We start from the raw sequence: 23267 nt of genomic DNA, 5'->3' as shown, positions 1-23267 counted from the left end.
CGTTGCCTGGCCCCGATTGCGCTGATGAGTAAAGGGAGCGGTGGTGTGTGCCGGGGGTAGATATGTCGATGGGGAAGGGCAGGGACACAGAATACAGGACAGAGACCTTTGGCCTGGCGCTGTAAAAGCGGATCCATTTGACGATGAATCGCTTCGTAGAGTTTGCTGCCTCTCAGGGGAGGCAGAACTGTCTTTAAAGCGGTGGTCCCATTTTCTTAACCAGGTCGGCGAGACTGGTCCCGCCCATAATCCTTAGCAGGGTGCTTTCGGCTTCCTCCATCGCCGCGTTTAAATGCGCGTTGACGGCTGCTTCAACCGGACATGCAGGATTATCTTGGGCAGGCCCAAATGTGAATACATTGGTGCGGGGGAGCGTGTTGTGAACGTCCTTTACCGTCACCTCTGACAGGCTACAGGAAAGGTGCCATCCGCCACCGGGGCCCCGCTCTGCTTTCACGTAGCCCGCATCGCGCAAACACGCCATCGTACGTCGCACCAAAGAGGGGTTTGTGTGAAGCATCTGGGCAATCGTTTCGGATGTGGTTGAGCCACCTCTGAGCTGCATGTGAAGCAGCACATGGAGAAGTCGCGCTAGCCTTGTATCTTGTTGCATCTAATCTGGCCTTTTAAATTGTTACTTATGATGTTACGATATGCCGGTCCGGTATAGCGAGAGGAGAGCATCATGGCATCTTGTACTCAATCAATTGTCATGACGAATGGTATTCGTTTGCACATCGTAGAAGAAGGAAGAGGCCCAATTGTATTACTGCTACATGGTTTTCCCGAAACATCATACGCATGGCGAAACCAGCTCCCGGTCCTTGCAGCCGCAGGCTTTCGTGCCATAGCGCCGGACTTACGGGGATACGGAAAGAGTGACAGTCCAAGTGACAGTGGCACCTATACTACGTTGGATATCGTGGCTGACTTAGTCGGCCTTTTGGACGTATTAGGAGAGCCCCAGGCCGTTGTTGTCGGAAACGATTGGGGGGCCACTATTGCATGGCAGGCAGTGCAGGTGAGGCCAGACCGTTTTCGCGCCGTCGTAGCTCTTGGCGTGCCGCTGATGGCTAAGGCGCCGATGTTGCCGAGTCGACTATTTCCCAACAATGAAGAAGCTTGGTTTTATACGCATTATTTCTGTGCCTCGTCGGCAAAGGATGAGCTTGAAGCAGATGTTAAGTCGACGTTGAAGAGGATATATTTCAATGCGTCAGGCGATATCGGGGAACGTAACGAGAATTCGCCCAATCCGTTCTCGATGGTTTCCAAACATCGTCAGTACTTGGCTGGTCTTCCAGAGCCGATTCAAATGCCTGCATGGATGACTGAGCAAGACTTCGACATCTTCGTCCGAACCTTCGAAAGGACGGGCTTCCAGGGAGCCTTGAACTATTACCTCAATCTGGACAGAAACTGGCAATTGCAAGGCGCTTTTGATGGCGTAACGGTTCCCACACCGGCACTCTATATGGTAGGTGAGCGAGATACCGGGCTAGCTATTCCGGGGATGAAAGACATTATTTCGCGCATACCCCAACTTGCGCCCAATCTGCGTGGCTCATACACGATTCCCGATGCAGGACACTGGTTACAGCAAGAGGCTGCTGAAACGGTAAACGCCTCTCTGATTGAGTTTCTTCGTACATTGGGTTAGTTTGCACTGAAAAATGGCCCAATCGAAGTGGGGCAATTCTGCGAGCAATCAAACAAGTCTGTCAGAAATTTTGTGTGAGGGGAAAATTTCTGACAGGCCCTGATGATCAGATTGATTCCGATGCCAGCATTCCGCTCAGTTGTGCTGTGACTTCTGGCTGCAGTCCCGCAGCCTCAAACACGGCACAGGTAAAACTGATCGGCGCAGGTCCCGGCGCCGTGATGACCCGCTCGGCAGCGATGGCACGGCGGCTCTCCTGATAGAGCGCAGCGCCCTTGTAGCCTTGAGCATTTTTCTCCAAGAAGTCGATACTGTTCGAGGTATGCGGAATCGTGTCCAGAAGTCCTGCCCTGGCCAGTGCCAGCGTCCCACCGCAAATACCGGCAATGGTCGCGCCATTGGATCGGCTTTGCAGGAGAAATTCGGTCAACTCTGGCGCGTCCGTCCCTTCCCAGATCTGCCCGCCGATGATGCCGACGACATTGGGTTGCCAGTCCAGGCAGTGTTGCAGGCCTTCATGCACGGCGACGTTCAAGCCGCCTTGCGAGCTAAAACGTCCCGGCGTTGGCGAGAAGAATCTGACATCTATGCCGTAGTACGCTACCCCAGTTCCGGCGATGTAAGCATATTCCCAGTCGGCGAAACCAGGCGTCAATATTAAAGCGACTTTAGCCATCTATTTACCTTTCAAAGCACGATACAAATTTCAGAAAATGATGGCTTAGTATAGAAGGGACTCCTGACAGATCTTGTCAGGAGTGTTCACGTGGCTTGACAGTTTCGAGGGGGGTAATGAGCACAAAGCCAGCATCCGCAGCCGTTATTGGCCAGGTGGGAAGCGAACTGCCCCAGCATAGATGTTCCATTGGCGCGCCACCGCGGTTCATTCCGCTACGCGTACTTGGCTTTGCCGATAAAAATCCGCTATGCGTGGTATGAAGCGTTGGGGATTGGCGCCAGCAAGATTGGTCAGGACGACGATCGCAAGCCGATCTTCGGCATCAACGATAAAGGCGGCCCTGGCACCACCGATGCCAGCGACTTGTCGGGTGGGTGTCGTTTGCAGCACAGGCCAGCCAGCCGCCCAATCACCATCAGTACCGTTGTTGAGTTTTTCGGGCGCCCACATGCGCTGGATCGACGAGCGGCCGATCAACCGGCCGTCCATTAGCGCAATAAGCCATCGCGCCACTTCATCCGCAGTGGTTTGGATGCCAGCACCAGCCCACAAGCTGTATGGAATGTCGTAAAACCAGTGGGATAATCGGTTGTTGTCGTCCTTGGCCAGGGAGCCACGCGGAGAGCGGCTATAGATCGTTGCCGCGTTTGGAACCAGATCGTAGCTGTCCCCGAACGTGGACAGGGTCATGCCAGCAGGTGCAAACTGCCGTTCCGCAATGTAGCGTTCGATGGGCTGCTTGGTTTGCTTCGCAATCACCTGTGCCAGTAAGCCATAGTTGGTCTGGTTATATGCGAATTGTTCGCCAGCAGGCGCTTCCACGGGTTTTGCCTTCACGTTTTCCCAGGCCGCGAGTTCGGTTCCACCCCCGATCAGACCCTTCTGATCAATGATCTCGGGTAACCCGGATGTGTGGGCAAGAAGTTGCCGGATACGAATGCCGCGCCACCAATCAGGCAAATCAGCCAGGTAGCGGGAGATGGGCGCATCGAGGTCGACCAGCCCGGCCTCGACCAATTGCATCATCGCCACGCCGGTAAACGACTTGGTTGCTGAATTAATCGGAAACAAGGTGGTACGGGTCGCTGGCACACCGTTTTCAACGTTGGCCAGGCCGTAGCTCTCGGACAGGATCACGCGACCATCCTTGATAACGGCGATCTGTAATCCTGGAATGTGTTGATCTTTCATGATCTGCTGGATTGACTGCCTGGCCTGCCTGTTGGCGTCCTCAAATGGCGTTGCGGTGCTTTGGGTGCAGTGGAATCCAAGCGTGATGAGGCAAATTGCTGCTAGGCGGTTAGTGCGAATGATCATGTATCGATTATCCCCTGGGCACAGTGGCCTATCCTGTTTTGGTAAAACGACGACGTTCCCGGCCTGGGCAGGCTGTTGTGGCTCGTTGAGCGCAACCTGTCTTGTAGCCCTGGGATCATCGACGGTGAATTTAAAGCGGATTGATAAACAAGCAATACTCTAATGCATCTGGCCGTCGCTGTCCGATAAGTCTGCGCCACGAAACATGAACGGGCATCCGTTGAGGATGGGTTCTCGTGCCCACGTCATCTGAAGTACACCGAAATACCATGTGATTCTGCACGCGCCGGCCAAAAGCGCCACAAGAGAAGGCATCTTTGTCGGTGTGGAAGTCGTCGGCCTGGCGTATGGTAGCGCCTATTCCCTCCGATATTGTCATTTTTGGAAATGGGCCATGAACACAAGCAGCGTACACACGGAATATCAGACAGGCCAAGGCACCAGTTCTCCGCGGCCTACGCCAGCCTGTTCTCGCCAAGTCGATATCGTGGGCACCCGGATCTGGCTCGACGAATTCAATCTACTGGAGGTGCTCTACAACGATGTCGGCAACTGCTCGCCCAAGCTGCGCTATCCAGACCTGATCAGCGCTTGCGTATCAGTGGTGTTTGAGGATGCGGACCCTGCGGTGCGCATCTTCGGCTTCCTGCATACGCAGCTGGTGTTGCGCGACCAGGAAACGGCGCGGCGCCAGGAGTCCATGTGGCGGATGCAGTACCGGCAATTGCTGGCCCTGCAGAAGTCCGAACTGAATCGCCATCCGCACCCGCAATTTAAGCTCGATCACTTTACGACCGGCTGCGTGGCCCTGGCGATGCAGGCGTCCAATGCGAAGGCCCGGATATTTGACCACGCGCGGCGCAACATCGCATTGCGTGCCGCCGCGCACTATTGACCGGTTTTACCAGCGCCCGGATAGGGCGCGACCCTTGCCGTTACCTTGCCAGGCGATGCGCCAGGCTTACCTGAGTGAGTTCACCCGGACCCGCGTTCCGTACGCGGGACAGTGTTCAACCTTTGCCAGGTATGTGCCTGCTGATCGCCATGCGACTTTCCTATCATCGCCTCGCCATGCTGTTTCTTGCCGCGCCAGGATGGGCGTCGGCCTGCTGGCAGGAAGCTGCGCGCCAACACGCGGTGCCAGCCACGCTGCTCTATGCCATGGCCCAGGCCGAATCGGCCTTAAATCCCCGTGCGGTGAACCGTACCCACTACCGGGTGACGAAAACGGTGGACATTGGCTATCTGCAGATCAACACCAACAGTGGCATGCTGCGCAACCTGGGAGTCGCCCCCGAGCAGCTGTTTGACCCCTGCACCAATATCCACGCCGGGGCACGCATTCTGGCCGAGAAATTCGCGCGCCATGGGCGCTCATGGGAAGCGGTCGGCGCGTTCAACGCATCGTGCGTCACCATGACACCCGAGCGGTGCCGCGCGACGCGCATGCGGTACGCGTGGCGTGTGTACCACTTCCTGTTGATGTCGCCCCAGACGGGCAACGCGCCGGCGCAGGCAAGGCGCCATCGCAGTGGGCACCAGCCTGGGTGAGGACGCCATGCATCCCTTTGTTCATCTAGTGGCGGTCGCCGCCGCGATACCACCCTTGGTCACGGTGGCGGCCTGCACACCGGAGCGGGCGCGACCGGCCCCGGCGGCGGTTGCGCCAGTCCCTGCAGCGATCAGAGGACTCGACCAGCGCACCGCGCTGACGCAATGGGGCTATGGCGCGGCGGCCTACTACGGCCAGTGCCGGGCAGGCACATGCCCAGCCCGCTCGCCCAAGACATTCATCGATGCCAGCGCGGGGGCGGCCATGCCTGCCGCGCTACCCAAAGCGTTGGACGAGATATCGGCGCGGCCCAGGCCCGACGCTCGTACGTCGGCAGAAACGGCCGTCATTCATTTTTCCCTCGGCTCGGCGCAGCTGGACGATAGCGCACGCAATGCACTGCTGCAGTTTCTCCCTTTGGCACCGCAGGCGCGGCGTATCGAAATTACCGGACGCACCGACAGCAGCGGCGGCGAGCGCATCAACCACGCACTCGCCCAGGCGCGCGCGCAAGCCGTACACCGCTATCTGCGGCAGCAACTGCCGCCAGGGATGCCGGTGCGGCTCGCGGCGGCCGGGCGTTGCTGCTATGTCGCCGACAACGTCCGCGAGGAAGGGCGCCAGGCCAATCGCCGGGCGGAGGTCACGTTCCACCTGCAACAGGAGGACGGTCAATGACCTCCGTACGCCGCCGCGGCTGGAAGGGCGCCATGGTGCGTGCGCCACCTGATCACCCGGATGGCGCGCCGCCATGCCATCCGCCTGGCGCCGCAGTACACGGCAGATCACAACCATTTTGAAGGAGACATATATGCGTACCCTGAATACCCCTGTGCCGGTGCGGCTGATGCCGGCGCTATCGAAGAAGGCGTGGAACGCCATCGCCCTGTTGACCGCCATCCTGCTGGGGCTGGCGATCGCCTTTCCGACGCAGGCCATCGACCTGGTGGCCTTCGGCGGCATCACCGGTCCCCTGGTCTCCGCGCTGACCCAACTGGCGGCCTTGGCGCCCGGCGTCAAGGCGCTGGTCGGCTTCATCGGCTTTGTCGTCGCCCTGATTTCGCTGGCGGCACTGCGTAACTTCGGTCCGGTGCTGTTCTATGTCGGGCTGGCCATCTTCGCGGCTGTGGGCCTGGTGATCGCCGGCGCCATCATGGGCGCGGTCATTTAAACGGCAACACAGGAGAACGGGATGCTGGCCGACACCTATATTCCGCGCAGACTGGATGACGTCTGGAAGGTCGGGCTGTGGGACATCGATGTGGCCGCACCCGTTCTGTTCATGGCCTTCGTGGGCTACCTGGCCGGCTCGAAATGGGCCTTTGGCCTGGCGCTGGCCGCGGGCTTGTATGCCAGCCGGTGGCTGGCCCGCATCAAGGCCGATAAGCACCCGGCCTTCGCCTTGCACTGGCTGTACTGGCACTTTCCGCCCAGTCCCGTCAGCGCCATGCGGGCCACGCCGCCGTCCCATCTCCGGCGCATGGTCGGTTAGCAGGAGGACGTGATGGACCATCTCCGATACCAGGACGACCTGAAAGGATTGAAGGACCGCATCCGCGGCCAGCGGCTGGCCATCGGCGCGCTCACGGCGTGCCTGTCTGTCGCCCTACTGACCGTCTACCAGACGCTCGGCACGCAGCGCATCGTGGTGACGCCGCCCACCGTGGACAAGCCCTTCTGGGTGTCCGGTGCGCGGGTGAGCAACGCCTACCTCGAGCAGATGGGGGGCTACGTCGCCTGGCTCATTCTCGATGTGACGCCCGCTTCGGTGCAGTGGAAGAAGGAGGCCTTGCTCTCCTTTGTCGAACCGGACGAGGCCGGCGCCTTGAAGATCCGACAGGAAGTCGAGGCGGAGCGGCTCAAGAAGCTCAATGCGAGCACCTATTTTCTGTTGCAGCAGTTAGAACCCGACGAGGAGAAGCAGACCGTGCTCTTGTCGGGGCGGCTGCGCACCTATGTCAACGGCCAGGAGACCTCGGTCACGCCCAAGCGCTACCTGGCCCAGTTCAGTTACCGCGGTGGCCGCAGCCATCTCAAAGCCTTCAAGGAGGTTGACCGTGATCAGCAAAACATTGCCGCTACTGATGGCGCTCGCCAGCGTTAGCGGGATAGGGCAGGCGGCGCAGACACGCCAGGCCCGCGATGGCGCCACCATCGAGGCCTTCGTGTCCAAGGACGCGCCGACGCGCATCCGTATCGCGGGCGCGCGCATCACCGATGTCGTGGGCAATATCCAGTCGAGCAGCAACTGCGAGGCGCGGCCCCTTGAAGCGGGTGCGGCTACCTCGCCTGGCATGGCGCTGTCGGTGCCGCCGCCCGTCAATGGACGCGGCGACCTGGCGCTCATCTGTGACCTGCCCAAAGGGGAGGTGTATGTGCGTCCCGTGACCGTGGGAACCCAACCGATCAGTCTCTTCATCTCGTCCGCGAGCGCCACCTACACGCTGTCGCTGCGCCGCACCGACGTGCCGGCCGAAACCATCGTCATCGAAGACAAGACGCGGCCAGCGCGGGATGCCGTGCCGGTGCCATTGCGCCGCAGCGCTGCCCACGTCCGCGCCTTGAAAGCCATGCTGGTGGCGATGGCATCGGGCCGTCGCCAGGACGACTGGCAGGTGGACGACACCGAGCGGCCGATGGCGCTGTGGCAGGAGGCGCAACTGCGCCTGGTGCGCACCGTGGCGGGCCGGGAGTTGACCGGTGAAACCTACCGCCTGACCAATGTCAGCAATGCGCCCATGGTGTTGGCGGAACAGGAATTTGACCGCGAAGAAGGGCAGGTGCTGGCGGTGGCCATCGATCACCTGAACCTGCGGCCCGGCGAGAGCACCACCGTGCATGTGATCCGGCAGACGGGAGACGCGCCATGAAGCAAGTGGGCAAACAATTGCGGGCCATGCTGGCCAAGATGAATCCCAGGCAGCAGCAATACCTGATGGCGGCGGGCGCCCTGACCGGTGGCGTGGGCGTGTTCTGGGCCGTGCTGGCGTTTTCCGCCTCGCCCACACCTCCTAGCGGCACGGCCGGTGCGCCGGCGCGCGAGCGCGTCGTCACCAATCCCGAGCTGGCCGGGGGCGTGACGCCCATGCAGGTCAACCCGGTCGACCAATGGCTGGGCACCGCCGGCAAGGAAATGGCGCAGTACAAGGTGGACAAGGAAGCGCAGGACAAGTTCAACGCCGACCGCCAGAGCAATGAAGCGGCCCTGATGCGTCGCCTGTCGGATATCGAAAAGCGGGAGCTCGATCGCAGCCTGGCCAGCGTGCCCGCGTCCCCCGCCGAGATGGCGCCGGCGCCCATTGCCGCCGCGCCGCCCCCGCCACCTTCTGCACCGCCGCTCACCTATCCCCCTGGCAGCCCGGTTGGCCCCATGGCGGCCCCCTTGCCGCCGGGCGTGCAGGCCATGCCGCGCGTTGAACCGGAGGCGCAGGCCATGGAGCGCGTGTCCCTGGGTGGGGGAGCGGGCAAGGAGGCGCCAGTTACGGCGCAGGGAGGCACCGGGGCCGCAGCGCCGGCGGTGGCGGGCGACACCCTGGCCAGCTACCTGCCCGTCAGCTTCGTGCGCGGCCAGCTCCTGGGCGGCCTGGATGCGCCGACCGGCGGCCAGGCGCAAAGCAATCCGCAGCCGGTGCTGATCCGGCTCCTGGACAACGCCGTGCTGCCCAACCGCTACCGCGCGCAGGTCAAGGAATGCTTCGTCATCGCCGCCGGCTATGGCGACATCAGCTCCGAGCGGGCCTATCTGCGCACCAGCAACCTGTCCTGCGTGCGGTATGACCGCAGCGTGCTGGAAGTGAAAATCGAAGGCAATGTGTATGGCGAGGATGGCAAGGTCGGCATGCGTGGGCGCCTCGTCACCAAGCAGGGGCAGCTCCTGGCCAACGCCCTGCGCGCCGGCATCGTCGGCGGCATTGGCCAGGGCTTCGCGCAAGGCGGCAGCACCTTTACCGCTTCGCCCCTGGGCACCCTCAGTACCTCCCCGCAAGGCACCGCCGAGCAGATGCGGCGCGGCATGGCCGGGGGCGTCGGGCGGGCGCTGGACAACCTGGCGAACTATTACATCAAGCTGGCCGAGCAGACCTTCCCAGTGATCGAGATCGACGGCGCGCGCCAGGTCGACATTGTCATCACGCGTGGTGTGCGCATGCCGGCGGCGCTGCCAGAAGGTAGGGATGCCCCTACGGGAGATGACGATGCCCTGGCTGATTAATCGCGTTCTCGCCACCTGCCTGCTGGCCCTGGCCGGCCAGGCGGGCGCCAGCGCGGACGAAGCGCGCCTGCTCGCCGCCATGCGCAAGGCCTACCCGGCCACTGCATTTGAGCGCGCCAGCCGCACGCCGGTGCCGGGCCTGTATGCCTTATGGATGGGCGAAAACGTCGCCTTCGTGTCGCCCCGCAACGCGCGCTATATGGTGTTCGGCCGCCTGGTCGACCTGCAGTCCATGCAGGACGTGAGCACGGGCGCCGGCAGGCCCGCGCAGGACGGCGGCCCGCAAGCGGCGCGCGTGCGCACCAAGCCAATCCCGCGCCCCGGCGCGCTGCCGCTGGGCGACGCCATCACCCTGGTGCGCGGCGCCGGCCGGCGCAAGCTCGTGGTCTTTACCGATCCCTCCTGCGGCTTTTGCCGCCAGTTGGACCGGGAGCTGAGGCAGTTGGACGACGTCACGATCTACCACTTCCTGCTGCCGTTTCAAGGCGAGGCGCTGCCGCTGGCCATCTGGTGCGCCACCGACCGGCAGACGGCCTATGCGCAGGCGCTGGCGGGCACCTTGGCGCTCCCGGCCACGGCGCCGACATGTCCGCACCCGCTGGAGCGCAACCTGGCCCTGGCGGCCCGGCTGCAGGTCCAGGGGACACCGACCTTGCTTTTCGAGGACGGCCAGATGGTCTCTGGCGCCTTGCAGGCAACCGATATCGCGGCGCGCCTGGCGTCCCGCACGCTTTCCCCCACCGCATCCATTGACCCCAGTAGGAGGCAGCATGTCCCACCGCCCCAACCTTGAACGTCCGGCCACCCTGGTGGCAACCCTTGTCGGCTCCGCCATGCTCGGCGGCTGCGGCAATATGTCGGGCCTGGGCGGCTCGGCGGAATATGGCTGCAAGGCGCCTGCCGGTGTGCAGTGCCAGTCCATTTCCGGCACCTACCACCAAGCCTTGCGCGCGACCCAACGCCTGCCGTATACCAGCGCACCGGCCACGCACCGCCTGCTGCTGCCGACCCAGGGCCGCGACACGGCAGCAGGTGCCGTCGAGGCGGCACTGCCCACGCCGCTGCGCTCAGCCCCGCGCATCCTGCGTCTCTGGATCAAGCCGTGGGAAGACGCCGATCACGACCTGGTCGACCAGTCCTACGTGTATGTGCGCATCGACGAAGGGCGCTGGCAGCTCGACCATGTGCAGCGCCACCTGCGCGAGGCCTATGCGCCGCTGCGCGCGCCGGTCACGCCAGCCCCTGCTGCTGCCGTGGCCCCCAACCCAAGCCCGGCCCCGGTCCCGGTAGCTGAGAGCCCGCCCGCCGCTTCGATGGAGAACGGTGCCGCCGCGCCGCCGCCGGTGGAACCGGTGATGGCCGCGTCGGCGGCCGAGCATTAATGGTCTTGTGGAGAACGATCATGCATACCGTGGAAAACCAACGTCTACGCCAACCGGGCATGCGCCATGTCCTGGCCTGGCTGGGGCTGCAGCGCGACGAGGAGTCGCCCGCCAGCCAGTTTGCCTCGTGGCTACCATACCGCGCCTATATCGCCGACCAGCAGCTGTTCGTGAACCGCGATGGCTGCCTGGGCTTCCTGCTCGATGTGCTGCCCCAGAGCGGAGCCGACGAGCGCATGGTGGAAGTACTGCAAAGCCTGTATGCCAACTGCCCCAAGGGCACCGGCATCCAGTTCCACCTGTTCGCAACGCCCCAGGTCCGCGCGCTCTTGACCCGCTATGCCAACCAGCGCATGGAGGACAAGGACCAATATGAGCAGGCCCGCCTGCATGGCCGCCCGGCGCGCAACAGCAACCTGTTTCGTAGCCTGGCCCGCCAGCGCGTACAGCACCTGTTGGAGGGCACGCAGCGCTCGCTGACGCACGGCTACCACTTCACGATACGGGACTTTCGCCTCTTCATCAGCGTCACGCTGCCGGGCGAGGCGCATGACCAGACGCGGCGCGAGGAGCTGTGCGCCCTGCGCGAGACCATGGCCGTGACGCTGGGCGCGGCGACCTTGCCGGCCAATGTGGCCGACGTCGACGCCCTGATCAACTGGTGCGCGCAGTTCACCAATCCCGACCGCATGGCGCGCAACCACCTGGCGCCGCTGCACTACGACGACGGCAGGGAGATCCGCGACCAGATCGTGGACTTTGACACGGTGCAGGATGCCCAGGCCGAAGGGCTGCTGCTGTCCCGCCAGGGCAGCGCGGCGGCGCTGGAGGCGCGGTTTTTTTCGATCAAGTCCTTTCCGGAGCGCTTTGCCCTGTGGCAGATGGGCAGCCTGATCGGCGACCTGATGCAGCCGGCCCTGCAGTACAGCGCACCGTTTCTACTCACCATGGGCGTGCACATCCTGGACCCCATCGAGACGCGCGCGGCCATTACGGCCAACCACATCCGCGCCACGCAAAACGCCGGCAGCAAGATGGCCAGCATCATGCCCGATGTGGACAAGAAGCAGCGCGACTGGAAGGCGGCGGCCGACGCCTCCGATGCCGGCGGCGCCCTGGTGTCGATGTACCACCAGCTGGCCCTGTTCACGGCGCCGGAGCGGGCGGCGGCCGCCGCTGAAACGGCCCGTGCCATCTGGCGGGCACGCGGCTTTGAACTGAACGCCGACATCTACATGCAGCGCCAGGCGCTTCTGGCCAGCCTGCCGATGACCTTGACGCCCGCTTTCCACCGCGACCTGAAGAAGATGCGCCGCGTCACGCGCAAGGCCGTGGCCAACGCCATCCACCTGGCGCCCGTGATCGGCGAGTGGCGCGGCACCCGTACGCCCACCCTGGTGCTGGCCGGGCGCCGCGGCCAGATCACCACGCTCGACCTGTTCGACAACGACCTGGGCAACGCCAACGCGGCCGTCGTGGGCGCGCCGGGCTCGGGCAAGTCGGTCCTGCTCAATGAGCTGGCCTGGTCGTATCGCTCGATCGGTGCCAAGGTCTGGATGATGGACCTGGGCCGCTCGTTCGAGAAGCTGTGCCGCAAGGCCAACGGCACCTATATCGAGTTCAAGGCCAGTAGCGCGATCAACCTCAATCCGTTCTCCAAGATCCGCGATATCCGCGAGGACATGGACATGCTGGTGCCGGCCGTGGCCAAGATGTGTTCGATGCAGGGCCGCCTGGAAGAGGTGCAGTACAAGGCCATCTCGACGGTGCTGCTGCAGCAATGGGAACAATACGGCCAGGACATGACGATGACGGCCATGCGCGACGCCTTTGCGACCGGATCCATCGCCGGCCTGGGCATCCGTGACGACCAGCGCATCCGCGACCTGGCCATCATGCTCAACCCCTACGCCAAGGGCGGCCAGTACGAACGCTTCTTCGAGGGGCGTAACACGGTCGACTTCACCAACGACTTCATCGTGATCGAAAACGAGGAGTTAAAACGCCGGCCCGACCTGCATGCCGTCGTCAACATCCTCTTGCTGTACCAGATCACGGCGGAAATGTATCTGACGCGCAACTTCAAGAAGCTCTTGATCATCGACGAACTCAAGCAGCAGTTGGGCGAGATCGGCAGCGACGACCCCATCAAGGCGGCCGTGGTGGAGGAGGCGGCGCGGCGCGCCCGCAAATACGGCGGCTCGCTGGTGACGGCCACCCAGGGCGCGGACGACTACTACGGCTCGGCGCAGATGGAAGCGGCGTTCAACTGCTCGGACTGGGTGTTCCTGCTGCGCCAGAAGCCCGAATCGATTGAACTCCTGGACCGCAAGGGGCGCCTCCTGATGGACCAGTCGAAAAAGCGCCTGCTCAACTCTTTGCGCACCGAGGCGGGCGCCTTTGCCGAAATGTATATCTCCTCGCCCATGGGGGAGGGGGTAGGGCGCCTGGTGCTCGATCCGGCCACCCACCTGCTGTTTTCCAACAAGATCGAGGACAACAAGCCGATCGATGAACTGCGCGCCCGTGGCCACAGCATCGACGAGGCCATCGCCATCGTGCTGGCCGCGCGCAGCGGGAGGGCGCCATGAAGGCCCTGGCCCTGCAATTGCTCGTCGCTGCCGCCTGCTGCGCGGCATCGATCGGGCTCTACGACCGCCTGGTGCGGCGCCCGGCCACGGCCATCGCCGTGGTGGACGCCGCGCAGCTCTACCAGGGCATGCACACCCAGCTGATGAAGGGCGTACCGTCCGCGGCCAGCGCGGGGGATGCCCTGCGCGCCATCGAGCGCAGCCAGCAGTTCCAGCGGCGTTTTCAGCGGGAACTGTTCAAGCTGGCCGAGGAATGCCAATGCCTGCTGGTGGACAAGGCGGCCGTCATCGGCATGCGGCCCCAGGTGGCCGATCTGACGCCGCTGCTGCGGCAACGGGTGCAATGATGGACGAACACTTCCTGCACCATGCGCGGCGGCGCTGGTATCTGTACCTGCCGCTGGGGGCAATCTGGAGCTTGGCCGCGGTGCGCGTGCTGGTCGACCCCGCGCCGCGCCTGCCGCTGCTCTTTAACGTCACGCCCAGCCTGCCCTATACGGTGGCCATCGTGCAGTATGGTGCCGGCCCGGTCAGGCGGGGCGACTACGTGATCTACGCCTGCCGGGGGCCGGCGGCGCGCCTCTTCCCCGGTTTGGCCGGGCAGCCCTTCTTCAAGCGCGTGGGCGGCGTACCGGGCGACCAGGTGCAGGTGGTGGGGCGGCGCGTGTTCGTCAACGGCGCCGACGCCGGCCAGGCCAAGCGCTATACGGCCGCGTCCAGGCTGCCGCTCGAACCGATCGCCGACGCGGTGATTCCGCCCCGCTATTTCTACATGCAGGGCACGAGCCCCGATAGCTTCGATTCGCGCTACCGCATCACGGGCCTGGTGCGCGCGGACGACATCATCGCCGTGGTGCGGCCCCTGTTTTAGGAGTACATCATGCTTGTACCGCTCTCCCGTGCCGTGCCGCTCCTGGTGGTATCCGCCCTGGGCGTGGTCCGCGCCGACACCCTGGCGACCATCGGGCCGACCTATGCCATTGGCGAAGAGCATCTGCTGGCGATGATCACGCGGCGCCTGCGCGAGAAGGAGGCCAGCGGTGAGCTGCAGCGCCTGCAGCAGCAGATCGTGGCGCGTGGCCGGCAGGCGGTCTTGCAGCCACCGCCCCTGGCGCTGCCGGTGGCCAGCACGCCCCGCACCTTCTACCATGACCCGACCTATGTCCTGGCCCAGCGCATCGTCGATGCCAAGGGCGCCGTGCTGTTCCCGGCCGGCACCCGCAGCAATCCGCTCGACATCGTGCCCCTGCGCCGGCGCCTGCTGTTCTTCGACGGCCGCGATGCCCGCCAGGTGGCGTTGGCCGAGCGCCTGCAGGCGCGCTACGCGGGTGCCCTTAAACCGGTTCTGACCGGTGGCGCCTACCTGGAACTGATGCGGCGCTGGCAGCGGCCGGTGTATTACGACCAGCAGGGTGCGCTGACCCGGCGCCTGCACATTACCCGCGTACCGGCCCTGGTGTCGCAGGAAGGCCGGCGACTGCGCATCGATGAACTGGTGCCGGAACCGGTCGCACCCGCCACGGACAAGGAGGCGCCATGATGACGCCTGCGACACGCCGGGGGAAGGCGCGGGGGCGCTGGTGCGCTGGCGTCCTGCTCCTGGCGCTATGGGGCTTCGGTATCCCAGCGCAGGCGGCGGGTCTGAGCACCTGCACGGGACGCTTCCCCAATCCGATCACCGACATCTGCTGGAGCTGCATCCTGCCCATTTCCCTGGGCGGGCAGCGCCTGGCCGACCTGGGCGGGCAGGAGGATATCGGCAACCCGGCCTCGCCCATCTGCTCCTGCGGCGTCAACCCGACGATTGGCCTGTCGATCGGCTTCTGGGAGCCGGCGCGCCATGTGGAGGTGGTGCGCCGTCCCTTCTGCCTGGTGTCCCTGGGCGGCGTGGACCTGAACCCCGGCATCGCCGCGCCCGAGGCGGGCCGTCATACCGATGCCAGCGGCGAACAGAACGGTTTTTATCAGGCCCACTTCTACGTCAATCCCGCGCTGTACTGGCTGCAGGTGATCGCGGACTTTCCTTGCCTGGAGCGCGCCGGTTTTGATCTGGCCTACCTGACCGAGGTCGATCCGTTGTGGAACGACGACGAGCTGACCTTGATCCTCAATCCCGAGGCGGCCCTGTTCGCCAACCCGGTGGCCATTGCCGCCTGCGCCGCCGATTGCGTGGCCGCCACGTTCGGCTTTAGCCGCGCCGAACTGTTCTGGTGCGCCGGCTGCCAGGGCGGCATGTATCCCTTGGATGGGCACAGCAGCTACCACCTGGGCGGCGTGCGCACGGCTGAACTCTTGAGCCAGCGCTTAACGGCCAAGATGCACCGGGAGCTGCTGGCCTGGGGGCGGCATGGCGCGGCCGGGCTATGCGGGCCGTACTTCCTGCCGGTGATGGACAAGGCCGCCTACAAGACCCAATTGACGTATCCGATCGCCGCCACCGGCAAGGAGGCGGGGCGCTGCTGTCGTCCTTTCGGGCGCACCACCGTGCTGTGGGGCGCCGCCAAGGAGTATCCGGTCAAGGGCGAGGATTTTGCTTTCATGCTGTTTCGCAAGGGGAACTGCTGTGTGGGCTATTAACGTGCCGCCGCATGCGCGGCGCCTTTCCCGCGGTGTGGCCACGGCCGTCCGCTGGCCGCTGGCGTCCCTGGCCATGCTGTCGACCCTGGGGCTGGCGCAAACGCCGGTGCAGGAGGCCGATATCGCGCGCGCTGCGCGCCATCGTCCGGTCATCACGGAGGCCGACATGGCGCGGGCGGCCCGCCAGCATGCCTTGCCCGCAGCCGCATCGATACCGGGGCTTGCGCCTGGTCCTGTGGAGCAGGGCGCCGGCGTGGCGCAACTACCCCAACCCGCCAAAGGGAACATGGTCGATATCGCCGCCCTGGCCCAGAACTATGCCGCCAGCGGCGCCCTGGTTCCCGTGTCGCTCAGTGGCCCGCAGCTTCTGGTGTTTGTCAGCCTGTCGATGCCCGAAGGCGCGCTGCGGCGCCTGATCGAGCAGGGCGCGCGCGCCAAGGCCGTCCTGCTCCTGCGGGGCTTGGAAGGCGGTTCCCTGGTCAAGACCATGGCCCATCTGCGCCAGCTCCTGGGGCAGCGCCAGGTCGCCTTGCAAATCGATCCGCAGGCGTTCGACCGCTTCGGCGTGACCCAGGTGCCGTCCTTTGTCTTGCTGCGCGACGCCAGCCTGGGTCAGGACTGCGGCGCCGGCACGTGTTTTGCGCCCGGCGCCTACCTGCTGGTGGCGGGCGACGTCACGATTGACTACGCGCTGGCGCAGATGGACGCGCGCGCGCCCCGTTTTTCGGCCGAGGCAGGGGTGTTCCTGCGCCGGTTGCGGGAGTAGCCATGCGGCGTATCCTTGTCCTCGTCACGGCCGGCTGCCTGCTGGCAGGGCAAAGTCGCGCCGTGCTGGCCCAGACCAGCATGGATCTGGCCGCGGCCCGCGCCGCCAACCAGGTGGCCAGCGGTGCGGTCAATACCGCCTCGGCCAGCGCCGTGGTGCCGGGCTATACCACGGCGCCGCCCGAAACGGCGCTCTACGGCCGCACCGACCTGGCGAACCAGGCGCGCGAGCACCTGCTGCTGTGCGCCGCGCAACCGAACAACATCGCCTGCGATGCCCAGCGCCAGGCGGTGGCCTCGGCCGGCACGGCCCGTCCCCCCGTCACGTCCGCCGATCCGCAGGTGGCTGGCGCCCAGGCCGTGGCCCGCGACCCGTTGCAGACGGCCGGTGATTTGGCGGGCCTGTATGCCGGCTGTCCACCGGGTGCTCCCTGCACCCCCGGCACCTTCTGCCTGGGCAGCCAGTGCTTCGAGACCAGCCAGGTCAACGACCCCGATTTCGCCCAGGCCATGAGCTACCTGGAGGCGGCGCGCGAGGCGGGCGTCTATCTCGATCCGGGCACGATGAAGGTGTTCAGCGGTGAGGCCAATACTTGCCGCAACCGCCTGCTGGTCAACTGCTGCCGCACCGACCGTGCTGGAGCGGGGTTCAGCAACCAGTCGCTCTTTGGCGTCGGTTCGCGCCTGGTGTTCGACATTCTGATGAACGGCAACAACCGGCGCTTTCTCACCCAGGGCGTCAAGTCGCTACTGTTGGGCCGGGGATTTAGCGGCAGCTTCACCAGCTATGGCGTCACGGTGGCCGTCAACGGCACACCCTTGCCGGCCGGGGCCGTGACGCTGGCAACGGGCGACAGCGTGGCCATCGCGGTCACACCCTGGTCGCTGGCGATCACGGTGGTGTTCTATGTGGCCATGTCGATGATGTCGTGCAGCCAGGACGAGGGCAAGCTGGCGATGAAGGAGGGCGCCGCGCTGTGCCGCAGTATCGGCTCCTGGTGCTCCAAGTGCATCCGGGTACTGGGCCGCTGCGTGGCCTGCATCGAGCATTCCACCGGCAAGTGCTGCTTCAACTCCAAACTGGCGCGCATCCTCAACGAACAGGGACGCGCCCAGCTGGGCATGGGCTGGGGCGCGCCGCAATCGCCCGCCTGTGGCGGCTTCACCGTGGCCCAGCTCCAGACGCTGGACTTCGCGCGCATGGACTTGACCGAGTTCTACGCCTCCATCGCGCCGACGCTGCCCAATGTGGGCAACGTGCAGTCGGCTGCCGCCGCCCGCGCGCCGGCCTGCTACTTCGGGAGGGGCAAATGCTGACCCGTCATTGGTATGGGCTGCTGCTGGCTGCCGCAGTGCCGGTCCTGGCGCAGGCCCAGGTGCAGGCCCAGACAGGACCGCGCATCCCGGTCGAAGACTTCACGCCGCTCCTGCTGCAGGCCATCGACGCGCCCTCGGGCACGGCCCAGGGAACCTTGATTGGACCGGCGGCGCAGGCGATCAGCCAGCACTTCGCCGCCAGCACGCCCATCCGGGTCGACGTCAGTACGCAGCTGGTCTATGCCCAGCATGGCTGCCGCCGCCTGCAGGTGGCGGTATGGCAGGACGACGTGCGCCTGCAGCCTGGTGCGGCACCGGCCCGCCAGTCAATCACCTTCGGCATCAACTACTGCCTCGACGGCAAGCCGCCGGCAGACCTGACCAAAGGAGCGCCGCGATGAAGCGGCGATGGATCGGGTTCCTGGCGATGCTGGCGTGCCTGGCCACCACCGCTGCGCCAGCGCGGGATTTGGCGCCTGCCCCGGCCGGGGCCGTGGACGACGCCCGCCGCGGCTGGCATTTTTACGACGATCCGCTGGCGCCCGAGCCGGCGGCACCCATCATGCCGCCCAGGCTGCCCGCCAGGGACGCGGCGCCGCCCGAACTGGCGCGCCTCAAGCGCTTGCAGCGCGAGATGGAAGACCTGCGCGCGGTGGCAGTGATCCATCCGACGGAAGCGAATGTGCGCCGCTACATGGTGCTGGAAGCGCAGGTCATGCGCAACGCCTCGCAATTTGCCGACCTGGCCCAGCGCATCGCCTGGACCCATCCGGAGCTGGACCCGGCTACCCAGGGCCGGCCGGTGAACGCCACGGCGCTGGATGTGTATGAGCAGACCCAGGCGGCCACGCGTGCCGACACGCTGGCGCGCGTGGGCCGGGACCATGTGCTGATGTTTTTCTTCCGTAGCGACTGTCCCTACTGCCATGCCTTCGCGCCGGTGCTCAAGGCCTTTGGCCAGCGCTACCGCATTCCGCTGGTGGCGGTCAGCCTCGATGGGGGAGCGTTGCCGGCCCTGCCGGCGGCGCGGGTGGACAACGGGATTGTGCGCACCTTGAAGGTGGCGCAAGTACCGGCGGTGTTTCTGGCCCAGCCGTTCGCAGGGCGGATCGTGCCGCTGGGGTTTGGGGTGCTCTCGGAGTCGCAACTGGTCGAGCGCATCGTGGCATTGCAGGACCGGCCGGGAGCGGGGCAGGGTGCACCGCTGTTTTGGCCGGGAAAATAAGTGGAGACAAGCATGAAAGCAAGGAGAGTAGTCCAATGCATGGCAGCCGCTGGCGTGCTGTGCGGCGCGCTGGCGCCGGCCGTCACCCAGGCGGGCGACCTGAACGCGGCCGTGGAGCAGATGTACCAGGATTTGGGCGCCATCGGCAACTACACCGCGCCCGGCGCTTTCCGCGGCCAGGTGTACAACACCTATACCGGGGGGAGCATCATCATGCGCACCCAGAACCGGACCTACCAACTGATGGCGGTGGAGTTCCCCAGCATGAAGGCCGGCTGCGGCGGGATCGACGCCTTCGGCGGCTCCTTCTCGCACATCTCGGCGGCCGAGTTCAAGAACATGCTGCGCAATATCACGGCGGCGCTGCCCGGCGTGGCCTTCCAGCTGGCGCTCGAATCGGTCTCGCCGCTCCTGGGGGGCGTAACGAAATGGACCAAGAACATCGAAAGCATGATGACCAACGCGAACATCGGCACCTGCAACGCCGCCAAGTCGCTGGTCGGTTCAGCGATGGAAGCGACGGGCGTGAGCACGGACAAGGCCTGCGAGGATCTGGCCGTGATGCTGGGCCTGGAATCGGATTACGCGGCGGCCAAGGTGCGCTGCCAGAGCAACAAGCCCGGCGTCTTGAGCACGGCCAGGAATTCGGCCGACCCGAAGATCCGCAACAAGGCGCCCTTTGTCGGCAATATCACCTGGAAGGCATTGAAGCTGGCCGGCACGCAGCTCGATGACCAGGAGCGTGAGCTGATCATGAGCATCGTGGGCACCGTCATCTTCTACGAAGGCACGCGCGACCCGAATCCGGTGGCGCCGACACTGACCTCGATCGGCCGGCTGCTGTACGGCACCAGTGCCGCTCCGGGCGGGAAGGTGAAGCAGGACATGCTCAGGTGTAATAACTACACGGACTGCGATGTGGTGACGGTCGATACCAACTACCTGCACACGCCGTTTGTGACGAAGGTCGAAGGCCTGATGCGCTCCATCACGGAAAAAATGCAGTGGCGCGTCCCGATCCCGAACAACTCACCCGAGATCGGTTTCGTCAACCAGACCTCCGAACCCGTGTACCGCATGCTCTCCCTGGGGACGGCGATGCCCTCGATGGATGTCAGCGATCAGCTGATCGCGCGGTTTCGGGAGCTCATTGCGGCTGACTATGCACAGGTCCTTCTTGAAAAAAATCTTCGCCTTGGGATGTACGTGCTGGACAAGGACTATGCGTTGGATGTCAAACAATCAGTACGGACAAAGGAGCTACGTCAGCGTGCGCAGGAAATGCTGACGCAACTGGCACAGGAAAAATCTCTGCTATATCAGCGGTCCGGCCATATCGAATCGGTGACTTCCACGCTGGAGGCATTGCAGCGGGAGTTGCGAAGCAGTATGCCGCAATATATGCTGGATTTGCTCGGTCGCCGTGCGGCCTATCTGCGGTAGCAGGCTGTTGTGCGATGCAAGTGAAGGAGAACGAGCATGTGGGAAATTTTCGCCTATCAAAATAGCGACAGCCTGTTTGGGATCCTCAATGCCACGGCCGCGATCGCCGGGGCCAATACGTTCAAGAGCGCACTGGCCATTGTCGCGTTCTGCGGCTTTGTCGCCGCGCTGGTTGCCTATGCCATCGCGCCGCAACGGCTACAGGGATGGAACTGGCTGGTGTCGGTGACGCTGGTGCTCTCCGTCCTCTTTGTTCCCAGGGTGACGGTCGGGATCGTCGATAAGACGGGATCGAGCGCGGTACGCATCGTGGATAACGTTCCCTTTGGCTTGGCGGCTTTCGGGTCGCTGACCAGTACGGTGGGCAACACGCTGACCGAGCTGTACGAAACGGCGATGCAGGTCTTGCCGGGTTCGGCGAATCTGCCGAGCGAGCTGTCGTACCAGAAAAATGGCCTGCTGTTCGGGAACCGTCTGATCCGCGAGGCATCGACCGTGGTGTTCCAGAGCCCGAGCTTCCGGACGGACCTGATCACCTTCATCAACAACTGCACGATCTACGATCTGGCGTCGGGCCATATTCCCGCGGAGGAGTTCGCCGCATCGAGTGATGTGTGGCCGATGATGTCCACGCCCAATCCGGCCCGCTTCACCCCTGTGACGGATGCGACGGGCATGCAGGTGGTCGCGCCCTGCACCGAGGCTTACCAGCGCCTGAACGCGCAGATGCCGGCGCAAGTTGGACGCATCCAGGGACTCCTGGCCTTGCGGATGAACCCAACCTTGTCCGGCATGGCGGCGTCGGCTGTCATCGCTGGACAGGTGCAGCAGGCCTATCTGCGCAACGGTATCGCCAATGCGGCGGCCAGCGCGGCCGACATCATCCGCCAGAACGCGATGATCAATGCCGTGATCGATACCAGCCTGCTCGCCGGCCAGCGGATCAACGACCCGGCGTCGATGCTGCTGGCCGTGGGACGCGCGCAGGCGGTGGCGCAGACCAACGCCGCGTGGATCAACCAGGGCAAGATCGCTGAACAGGCCCTGCCGGTCATCCGCAATACCATCGAGGCCATCACCTACGCGATTTTCCCCATCGTGATCCTGCTGCTGCTAATGACCAGCGGCCGCGAAACCATGATGGGATTGAAGAACTATGTCTCGGTGCTGATCTGGATACAGCTCTGGCCGCCCCTGTACGCCATCCTGAACTACATGGCAATGGTCTACGCCGCGCGCGACATGGCGGCCGCGTCGGCCGTTGGGAACGGCGTCAATACGCTGTCGCTGATGACATCGTCCTCGATTTATTCGAGCGCCATTTCCGGGGAAGCCGTTGTCGGCTATCTGACGCTCAGTATCCCGCTCATTGCGTGGGCCGGTTTGAAACGCATGGAAACCTTCGGCAGCGCGCTCATTGGCAATACCCAGATGCTGCAATCGACGGTGGCGAGCGCAAGCGGAACGGCGGCATCGGGCAATGTCTCCCTGGGCAATACCAGCATGGATCAGGTGACGCTGGCGCCGACCAGGAACTCGGCGTTCTTCGCGAGCCACCAGGACGATGTGTCGGGCAATACCTACACCAGCAATGTGATCAGCGGACTGACGGCGGCGCGGGCGCTGGCCAATGAGGGGCCGGTCTCGCGGATTGTGGATGCGAAAGTGACGCAACAGCATGTGCAGGCGGCATCCAAATCCGTTGCGGCGGCGCAGACCGAATCTGTCGCGGCAACCCGAGAAAAGGCGGCGGCGCTAAGCGATGTGTTAATGCATGCCGATTCGAGAACGTCAGGGCATAGCCAGGCGACGGGAACCAGCGCGACCGGCAGCGAGAGCATGGGGGAACGCATCGGTGAGTTGCAGCAGATCGTGAAAACGGTATCGGCGGCTACTGGGGCTGGTGAACAGCAGGTTGCTGCAGTTGGATTTGGTGGCTCTAGTTTTGTCGGAGCCAAGGTTCCTGGTGCCCTGAAGGTCCTGTCGCCATTTGACGCAGGGATTCAACTTCATGCGAAAGGAACTAAGGAGTATTCGGCCTCGGCACAGAAGCAGGACCAGTTAATACGTAGCACGTTAAGAAGCCAAGACAAAGCGAAGTTCCAGCAGTTCGCGGATACCCTAAGTCGTAACTCTAACGCGATCAGTTCATTTGTTAGAGACGAGAGGTCCGGGCATGAATTAGCTGCTCGCTTTTCTGAAACAGTCGCTCGATCTGAGCGAGCTGAAGCCAATTTGCGTACCCAGCAAGACTTCTCGGAAAGTGTTTCCGATGCTTATCAGCGTGGTGAGACGTTCAGCAAGGACTTGGCCAAGGAGCCACGAAATATTAAGTTGTTTGAGGAGCTTCTAAGGTACGAAGAGCAGGGAAGTGCTGCTGAGCGGATCAAAATGGATTCTTACCTGGGGAACATCACCAAAACTCCAACTGTTTTTACAAAGAATAGCAATATTCCTAGGGAAGCGCTGATCAATTCACCCTTTTAGCGAGATTGGTGCGCAAAAAAGGTGGAACTATGAGCCGATCAAGCATATTTCCGTTCGATTTG

General features: G+C 63.9%; 25 protein-coding genes. 22 read left to right on the top strand and 3 right to left on the bottom strand.

All coding sequences use genetic code 11. The features are described from left to right. Nucleotides 1–193: 193 nt before the first annotated feature. Complete coding sequence (locus FHS03_RS26225; RefSeq protein ID WP_183443852.1) at nucleotides 194–613, bottom strand: Rrf2 family transcriptional regulator; 420 nt, start codon at nucleotides 611–613, stop codon at nucleotides 194–196. Between the two features lie 72 nt (nucleotides 614–685). Here FHS03_RS26225 and FHS03_RS26220 point away from each other — a divergent pair, with 72 nt between their 5' ends. Beyond that, on the top strand, nucleotides 686–1660 hold the full coding sequence (locus FHS03_RS26220) for an alpha/beta fold hydrolase (protein ID WP_183443851.1): 975 nt from the start codon (nucleotides 686–688) through the stop codon (nucleotides 1658–1660). A gap of 106 nt (nucleotides 1661–1766) precedes the next feature. On the opposite strand, the gene FHS03_RS26215 is transcribed toward FHS03_RS26220, so the two are convergent. Together FHS03_RS26215 and FHS03_RS26210 are read right to left on the bottom strand one after the other, a co-directional pair. Then, entirely contained in the window at nucleotides 1767–2336 is a 570-nt protein-coding gene (locus tag FHS03_RS26215; RefSeq protein WP_183443850.1) for a DJ-1/PfpI family protein, read from the bottom strand. A 207-nt stretch (nucleotides 2337–2543) separates the two neighbouring features. Beyond that, entirely contained in the window at nucleotides 2544–3656 is a 1113-nt protein-coding gene (locus tag FHS03_RS26210) for a serine hydrolase domain-containing protein (RefSeq protein WP_183443849.1), read from the bottom strand. A gap of 394 nt (nucleotides 3657–4050) precedes the next feature. On the opposite strand from FHS03_RS26210, the gene FHS03_RS26205 reads away from it, so the two are divergent. The 21 genes from FHS03_RS26205 (at nucleotide 4051) to FHS03_RS26105 (ending at nucleotide 23205) form a co-directional block, all read left to right on the top strand. After that, nucleotides 4051–4551, top strand: coding sequence for a hypothetical protein (locus FHS03_RS26205; RefSeq protein ID WP_183443848.1), 501 nt, complete (start codon nucleotides 4051–4053; stop codon nucleotides 4549–4551). A 131-nt stretch (nucleotides 4552–4682) separates the two neighbouring features. Then, the gene (locus FHS03_RS26200) at nucleotides 4683–5207 is read left to right on the top strand and encodes a lytic transglycosylase domain-containing protein (RefSeq protein WP_183443847.1); all 525 of its coding nucleotides are present in this window, start codon (nucleotides 4683–4685) and stop codon (nucleotides 5205–5207) included. Further along, entirely contained in the window at nucleotides 5188–5886 is a 699-nt protein-coding gene (locus FHS03_RS28575; protein WP_183443846.1) for an OmpA family protein, read from the top strand. Before FHS03_RS26200 ends, FHS03_RS28575 begins: the two co-directional genes overlap by 20 nt. Before the next feature lie 133 nt (nucleotides 5887–6019). Next, the gene (locus FHS03_RS26190; RefSeq protein WP_229426450.1) at nucleotides 6020–6379 is read left to right on the top strand and encodes a hypothetical protein; all 360 of its coding nucleotides are present in this window, start codon (nucleotides 6020–6022) and stop codon (nucleotides 6377–6379) included. Nucleotides 6380–6400: 21 nt separating this feature from the next. Next, the gene (gene traL, locus FHS03_RS26185; protein ID WP_183443845.1) at nucleotides 6401–6700 is read left to right on the top strand and encodes a type IV conjugative transfer system protein TraL; all 300 of its coding nucleotides are present in this window, start codon (nucleotides 6401–6403) and stop codon (nucleotides 6698–6700) included. 12 nt (nucleotides 6701–6712) lie between these two features. After that, nucleotides 6713–7312 (top strand): type IV conjugative transfer system protein TraE, encoded by a 600-nt coding sequence (gene traE, locus FHS03_RS26180; RefSeq protein WP_183443844.1) that lies wholly within the window; start codon nucleotides 6713–6715, stop codon nucleotides 7310–7312. Continuing rightward, nucleotides 7266–8078: a type-F conjugative transfer system secretin TraK gene (locus FHS03_RS26175; RefSeq protein ID WP_221208271.1), complete on the top strand. Its 813-nt coding sequence runs from the start codon at nucleotides 7266–7268 to the stop codon at nucleotides 8076–8078. The genes traE and FHS03_RS26175 overlap by 47 nt, the downstream gene beginning before the upstream one ends. Beyond that, nucleotides 8075–9418, top strand: a complete 1344-nt coding sequence (locus FHS03_RS26170; RefSeq protein WP_183443843.1) for a TraB/TrbI/VirB10 family type IV secretion system protein — start codon at nucleotides 8075–8077, stop codon at nucleotides 9416–9418. Before FHS03_RS26175 ends, FHS03_RS26170 begins: the two co-directional genes overlap by 4 nt. Next, the gene (locus FHS03_RS26165) at nucleotides 9402–10211 is read left to right on the top strand and encodes a DsbC family protein (protein WP_183443842.1); all 810 of its coding nucleotides are present in this window, start codon (nucleotides 9402–9404) and stop codon (nucleotides 10209–10211) included. Before FHS03_RS26170 ends, FHS03_RS26165 begins: the two co-directional genes overlap by 17 nt. Next, nucleotides 10189–10800 carry a TraV family lipoprotein gene (locus tag FHS03_RS26160; protein WP_221208270.1) on the top strand — a complete coding sequence of 204 codons (612 nt, stop codon included), beginning with the start codon at nucleotides 10189–10191 and terminating at the stop codon, nucleotides 10798–10800. The genes FHS03_RS26165 and FHS03_RS26160 overlap by 23 nt, the downstream gene beginning before the upstream one ends. A 20-nt stretch (nucleotides 10801–10820) precedes the next feature. Beyond that, on the top strand, nucleotides 10821–13391 hold the full coding sequence (gene traC, locus FHS03_RS26155) for a type IV secretion system protein TraC (RefSeq protein ID WP_229426449.1): 2571 nt from the start codon (nucleotides 10821–10823) through the stop codon (nucleotides 13389–13391). Continuing rightward, nucleotides 13388–13738: a hypothetical protein gene (locus tag FHS03_RS26150; RefSeq protein WP_183443841.1), complete on the top strand. Its 351-nt coding sequence runs from the start codon at nucleotides 13388–13390 to the stop codon at nucleotides 13736–13738. Before traC ends, FHS03_RS26150 begins: the two co-directional genes overlap by 4 nt. Continuing rightward, on the top strand, nucleotides 13735–14262 hold the full coding sequence (gene traF / locus FHS03_RS26145) for a conjugative transfer signal peptidase TraF (protein WP_221208269.1): 528 nt from the start codon (nucleotides 13735–13737) through the stop codon (nucleotides 14260–14262). Before FHS03_RS26150 ends, traF (FHS03_RS26145) begins: the two co-directional genes overlap by 4 nt. A 9-nt stretch (nucleotides 14263–14271) precedes the next feature. Then, nucleotides 14272–14931 (top strand): type-F conjugative transfer system protein TraW, encoded by a 660-nt coding sequence (traW, locus tag FHS03_RS26140; RefSeq protein WP_183443840.1) that lies wholly within the window; start codon nucleotides 14272–14274, stop codon nucleotides 14929–14931. After that, nucleotides 14928–15968 carry a TraU family protein gene (locus FHS03_RS26135; protein ID WP_229426448.1) on the top strand — a complete coding sequence of 347 codons (1041 nt, stop codon included), beginning with the start codon at nucleotides 14928–14930 and terminating at the stop codon, nucleotides 15966–15968. The genes traW and FHS03_RS26135 overlap by 4 nt, the downstream gene beginning before the upstream one ends. Beyond that, nucleotides 15955–16734: a type-F conjugative transfer system pilin assembly protein TrbC gene (gene trbC, locus FHS03_RS28335; protein ID WP_183443839.1), complete on the top strand. Its 780-nt coding sequence runs from the start codon at nucleotides 15955–15957 to the stop codon at nucleotides 16732–16734. The genes FHS03_RS26135 and trbC overlap by 14 nt, the downstream gene beginning before the upstream one ends. A gap of 2 nt (nucleotides 16735–16736) precedes the next feature. Then, nucleotides 16737–18050, top strand: coding sequence for a conjugal transfer protein TraN (gene traN, locus FHS03_RS26125; protein WP_183443838.1), 1314 nt, complete (start codon nucleotides 16737–16739; stop codon nucleotides 18048–18050). After that, entirely contained in the window at nucleotides 18044–18451 is a 408-nt protein-coding gene (locus tag FHS03_RS26120) for a hypothetical protein (protein WP_183443837.1), read from the top strand. The genes traN and FHS03_RS26120 overlap by 7 nt, the downstream gene beginning before the upstream one ends. Continuing rightward, the gene (gene traF / locus FHS03_RS26115) at nucleotides 18448–19275 is read left to right on the top strand and encodes a conjugal transfer protein TraF (RefSeq protein ID WP_183443836.1); all 828 of its coding nucleotides are present in this window, start codon (nucleotides 18448–18450) and stop codon (nucleotides 19273–19275) included. Before FHS03_RS26120 ends, traF (FHS03_RS26115) begins: the two co-directional genes overlap by 4 nt. Before the next feature lie 12 nt (nucleotides 19276–19287). Then, complete coding sequence (locus FHS03_RS26110; RefSeq protein WP_183443835.1) at nucleotides 19288–20718, top strand: conjugal transfer protein TraH; 1431 nt, start codon at nucleotides 19288–19290, stop codon at nucleotides 20716–20718. 36 nt (nucleotides 20719–20754) lie between these two features. Next, complete coding sequence (locus tag FHS03_RS26105; RefSeq protein ID WP_183443834.1) at nucleotides 20755–23205, top strand: conjugal transfer protein TraG N-terminal domain-containing protein; 2451 nt, start codon at nucleotides 20755–20757, stop codon at nucleotides 23203–23205. The last annotated feature ends 62 nt before the right edge of the window (nucleotides 23206–23267 follow it).

The organism is Pseudoduganella violacea (assembly GCF_014191875.1).
Classification (GTDB): Bacteria; Pseudomonadota; Gammaproteobacteria; order Burkholderiales; family Burkholderiaceae_D; genus Rugamonas; species Rugamonas violacea_A.
Note: the sequence above shows the minus strand (reverse complement) of the source record. Positions and strands in the feature narration are given on the sequence as shown.

Excerpts from the sequence above, each read along its gene's own strand:
- traC (WP_229426449.1), top strand. The coding sequence starts at position 10,821 with ATGCATACCGTGGAAAACCAACGTCTACGCCAACCGGGCATGCGCCAT.
- FHS03_RS26220 (WP_183443851.1), top strand. The coding sequence starts at position 686 with ATGGCATCTTGTACTCAATCAATTGTCATGACGAATGGTATTCGTTTG.
- FHS03_RS26160 (WP_221208270.1), top strand. The coding sequence starts at position 10,189 with ATGTCCCACCGCCCCAACCTTGAACGTCCGGCCACCCTGGTGGCAACC.
- FHS03_RS26215 (WP_183443850.1), bottom strand. The coding sequence starts at position 2,336 with ATGGCTAAAGTCGCTTTAATATTGACGCCTGGTTTCGCCGACTGGGAA.
- FHS03_RS26120 (WP_183443837.1), top strand. The coding sequence starts at position 18,044 with ATGCTGACCCGTCATTGGTATGGGCTGCTGCTGGCTGCCGCAGTGCCG.
- traF (WP_183443836.1), top strand. The coding sequence starts at position 18,448 with ATGAAGCGGCGATGGATCGGGTTCCTGGCGATGCTGGCGTGCCTGGCC.
- FHS03_RS26190 (WP_229426450.1), top strand. The coding sequence starts at position 6,020 with ATGCGTACCCTGAATACCCCTGTGCCGGTGCGGCTGATGCCGGCGCTA.
- FHS03_RS26110 (WP_183443835.1), top strand. The coding sequence starts at position 19,288 with ATGAAAGCAAGGAGAGTAGTCCAATGCATGGCAGCCGCTGGCGTGCTG.
- FHS03_RS26105 (WP_183443834.1), top strand. The coding sequence starts at position 20,755 with ATGTGGGAAATTTTCGCCTATCAAAATAGCGACAGCCTGTTTGGGATC.
- FHS03_RS26210 (WP_183443849.1), bottom strand. The coding sequence starts at position 3,656 with ATGATCATTCGCACTAACCGCCTAGCAGCAATTTGCCTCATCACGCTT.
- FHS03_RS26225 (WP_183443852.1), bottom strand. The coding sequence starts at position 613 with ATGCAACAAGATACAAGGCTAGCGCGACTTCTCCATGTGCTGCTTCAC.
- traL (WP_183443845.1), top strand. The coding sequence starts at position 6,401 with ATGCTGGCCGACACCTATATTCCGCGCAGACTGGATGACGTCTGGAAG.
- traF (WP_221208269.1), top strand. The coding sequence starts at position 13,735 with ATGATGGACGAACACTTCCTGCACCATGCGCGGCGGCGCTGGTATCTG.
- traN (WP_183443838.1), top strand. The coding sequence starts at position 16,737 with ATGCGGCGTATCCTTGTCCTCGTCACGGCCGGCTGCCTGCTGGCAGGG.
- FHS03_RS26165 (WP_183443842.1), top strand. The coding sequence starts at position 9,402 with ATGCCCTGGCTGATTAATCGCGTTCTCGCCACCTGCCTGCTGGCCCTG.
- FHS03_RS26150 (WP_183443841.1), top strand. The coding sequence starts at position 13,388 with ATGAAGGCCCTGGCCCTGCAATTGCTCGTCGCTGCCGCCTGCTGCGCG.
- FHS03_RS26205 (WP_183443848.1), top strand. The coding sequence starts at position 4,051 with ATGAACACAAGCAGCGTACACACGGAATATCAGACAGGCCAAGGCACC.
- FHS03_RS26200 (WP_183443847.1), top strand. The coding sequence starts at position 4,683 with ATGTGCCTGCTGATCGCCATGCGACTTTCCTATCATCGCCTCGCCATG.
- traW (WP_183443840.1), top strand. The coding sequence starts at position 14,272 with ATGCTTGTACCGCTCTCCCGTGCCGTGCCGCTCCTGGTGGTATCCGCC.
- traE (WP_183443844.1), top strand. The coding sequence starts at position 6,713 with ATGGACCATCTCCGATACCAGGACGACCTGAAAGGATTGAAGGACCGC.
- FHS03_RS26135 (WP_229426448.1), top strand. The coding sequence starts at position 14,928 with ATGATGACGCCTGCGACACGCCGGGGGAAGGCGCGGGGGCGCTGGTGC.
- FHS03_RS26170 (WP_183443843.1), top strand. The coding sequence starts at position 8,075 with ATGAAGCAAGTGGGCAAACAATTGCGGGCCATGCTGGCCAAGATGAAT.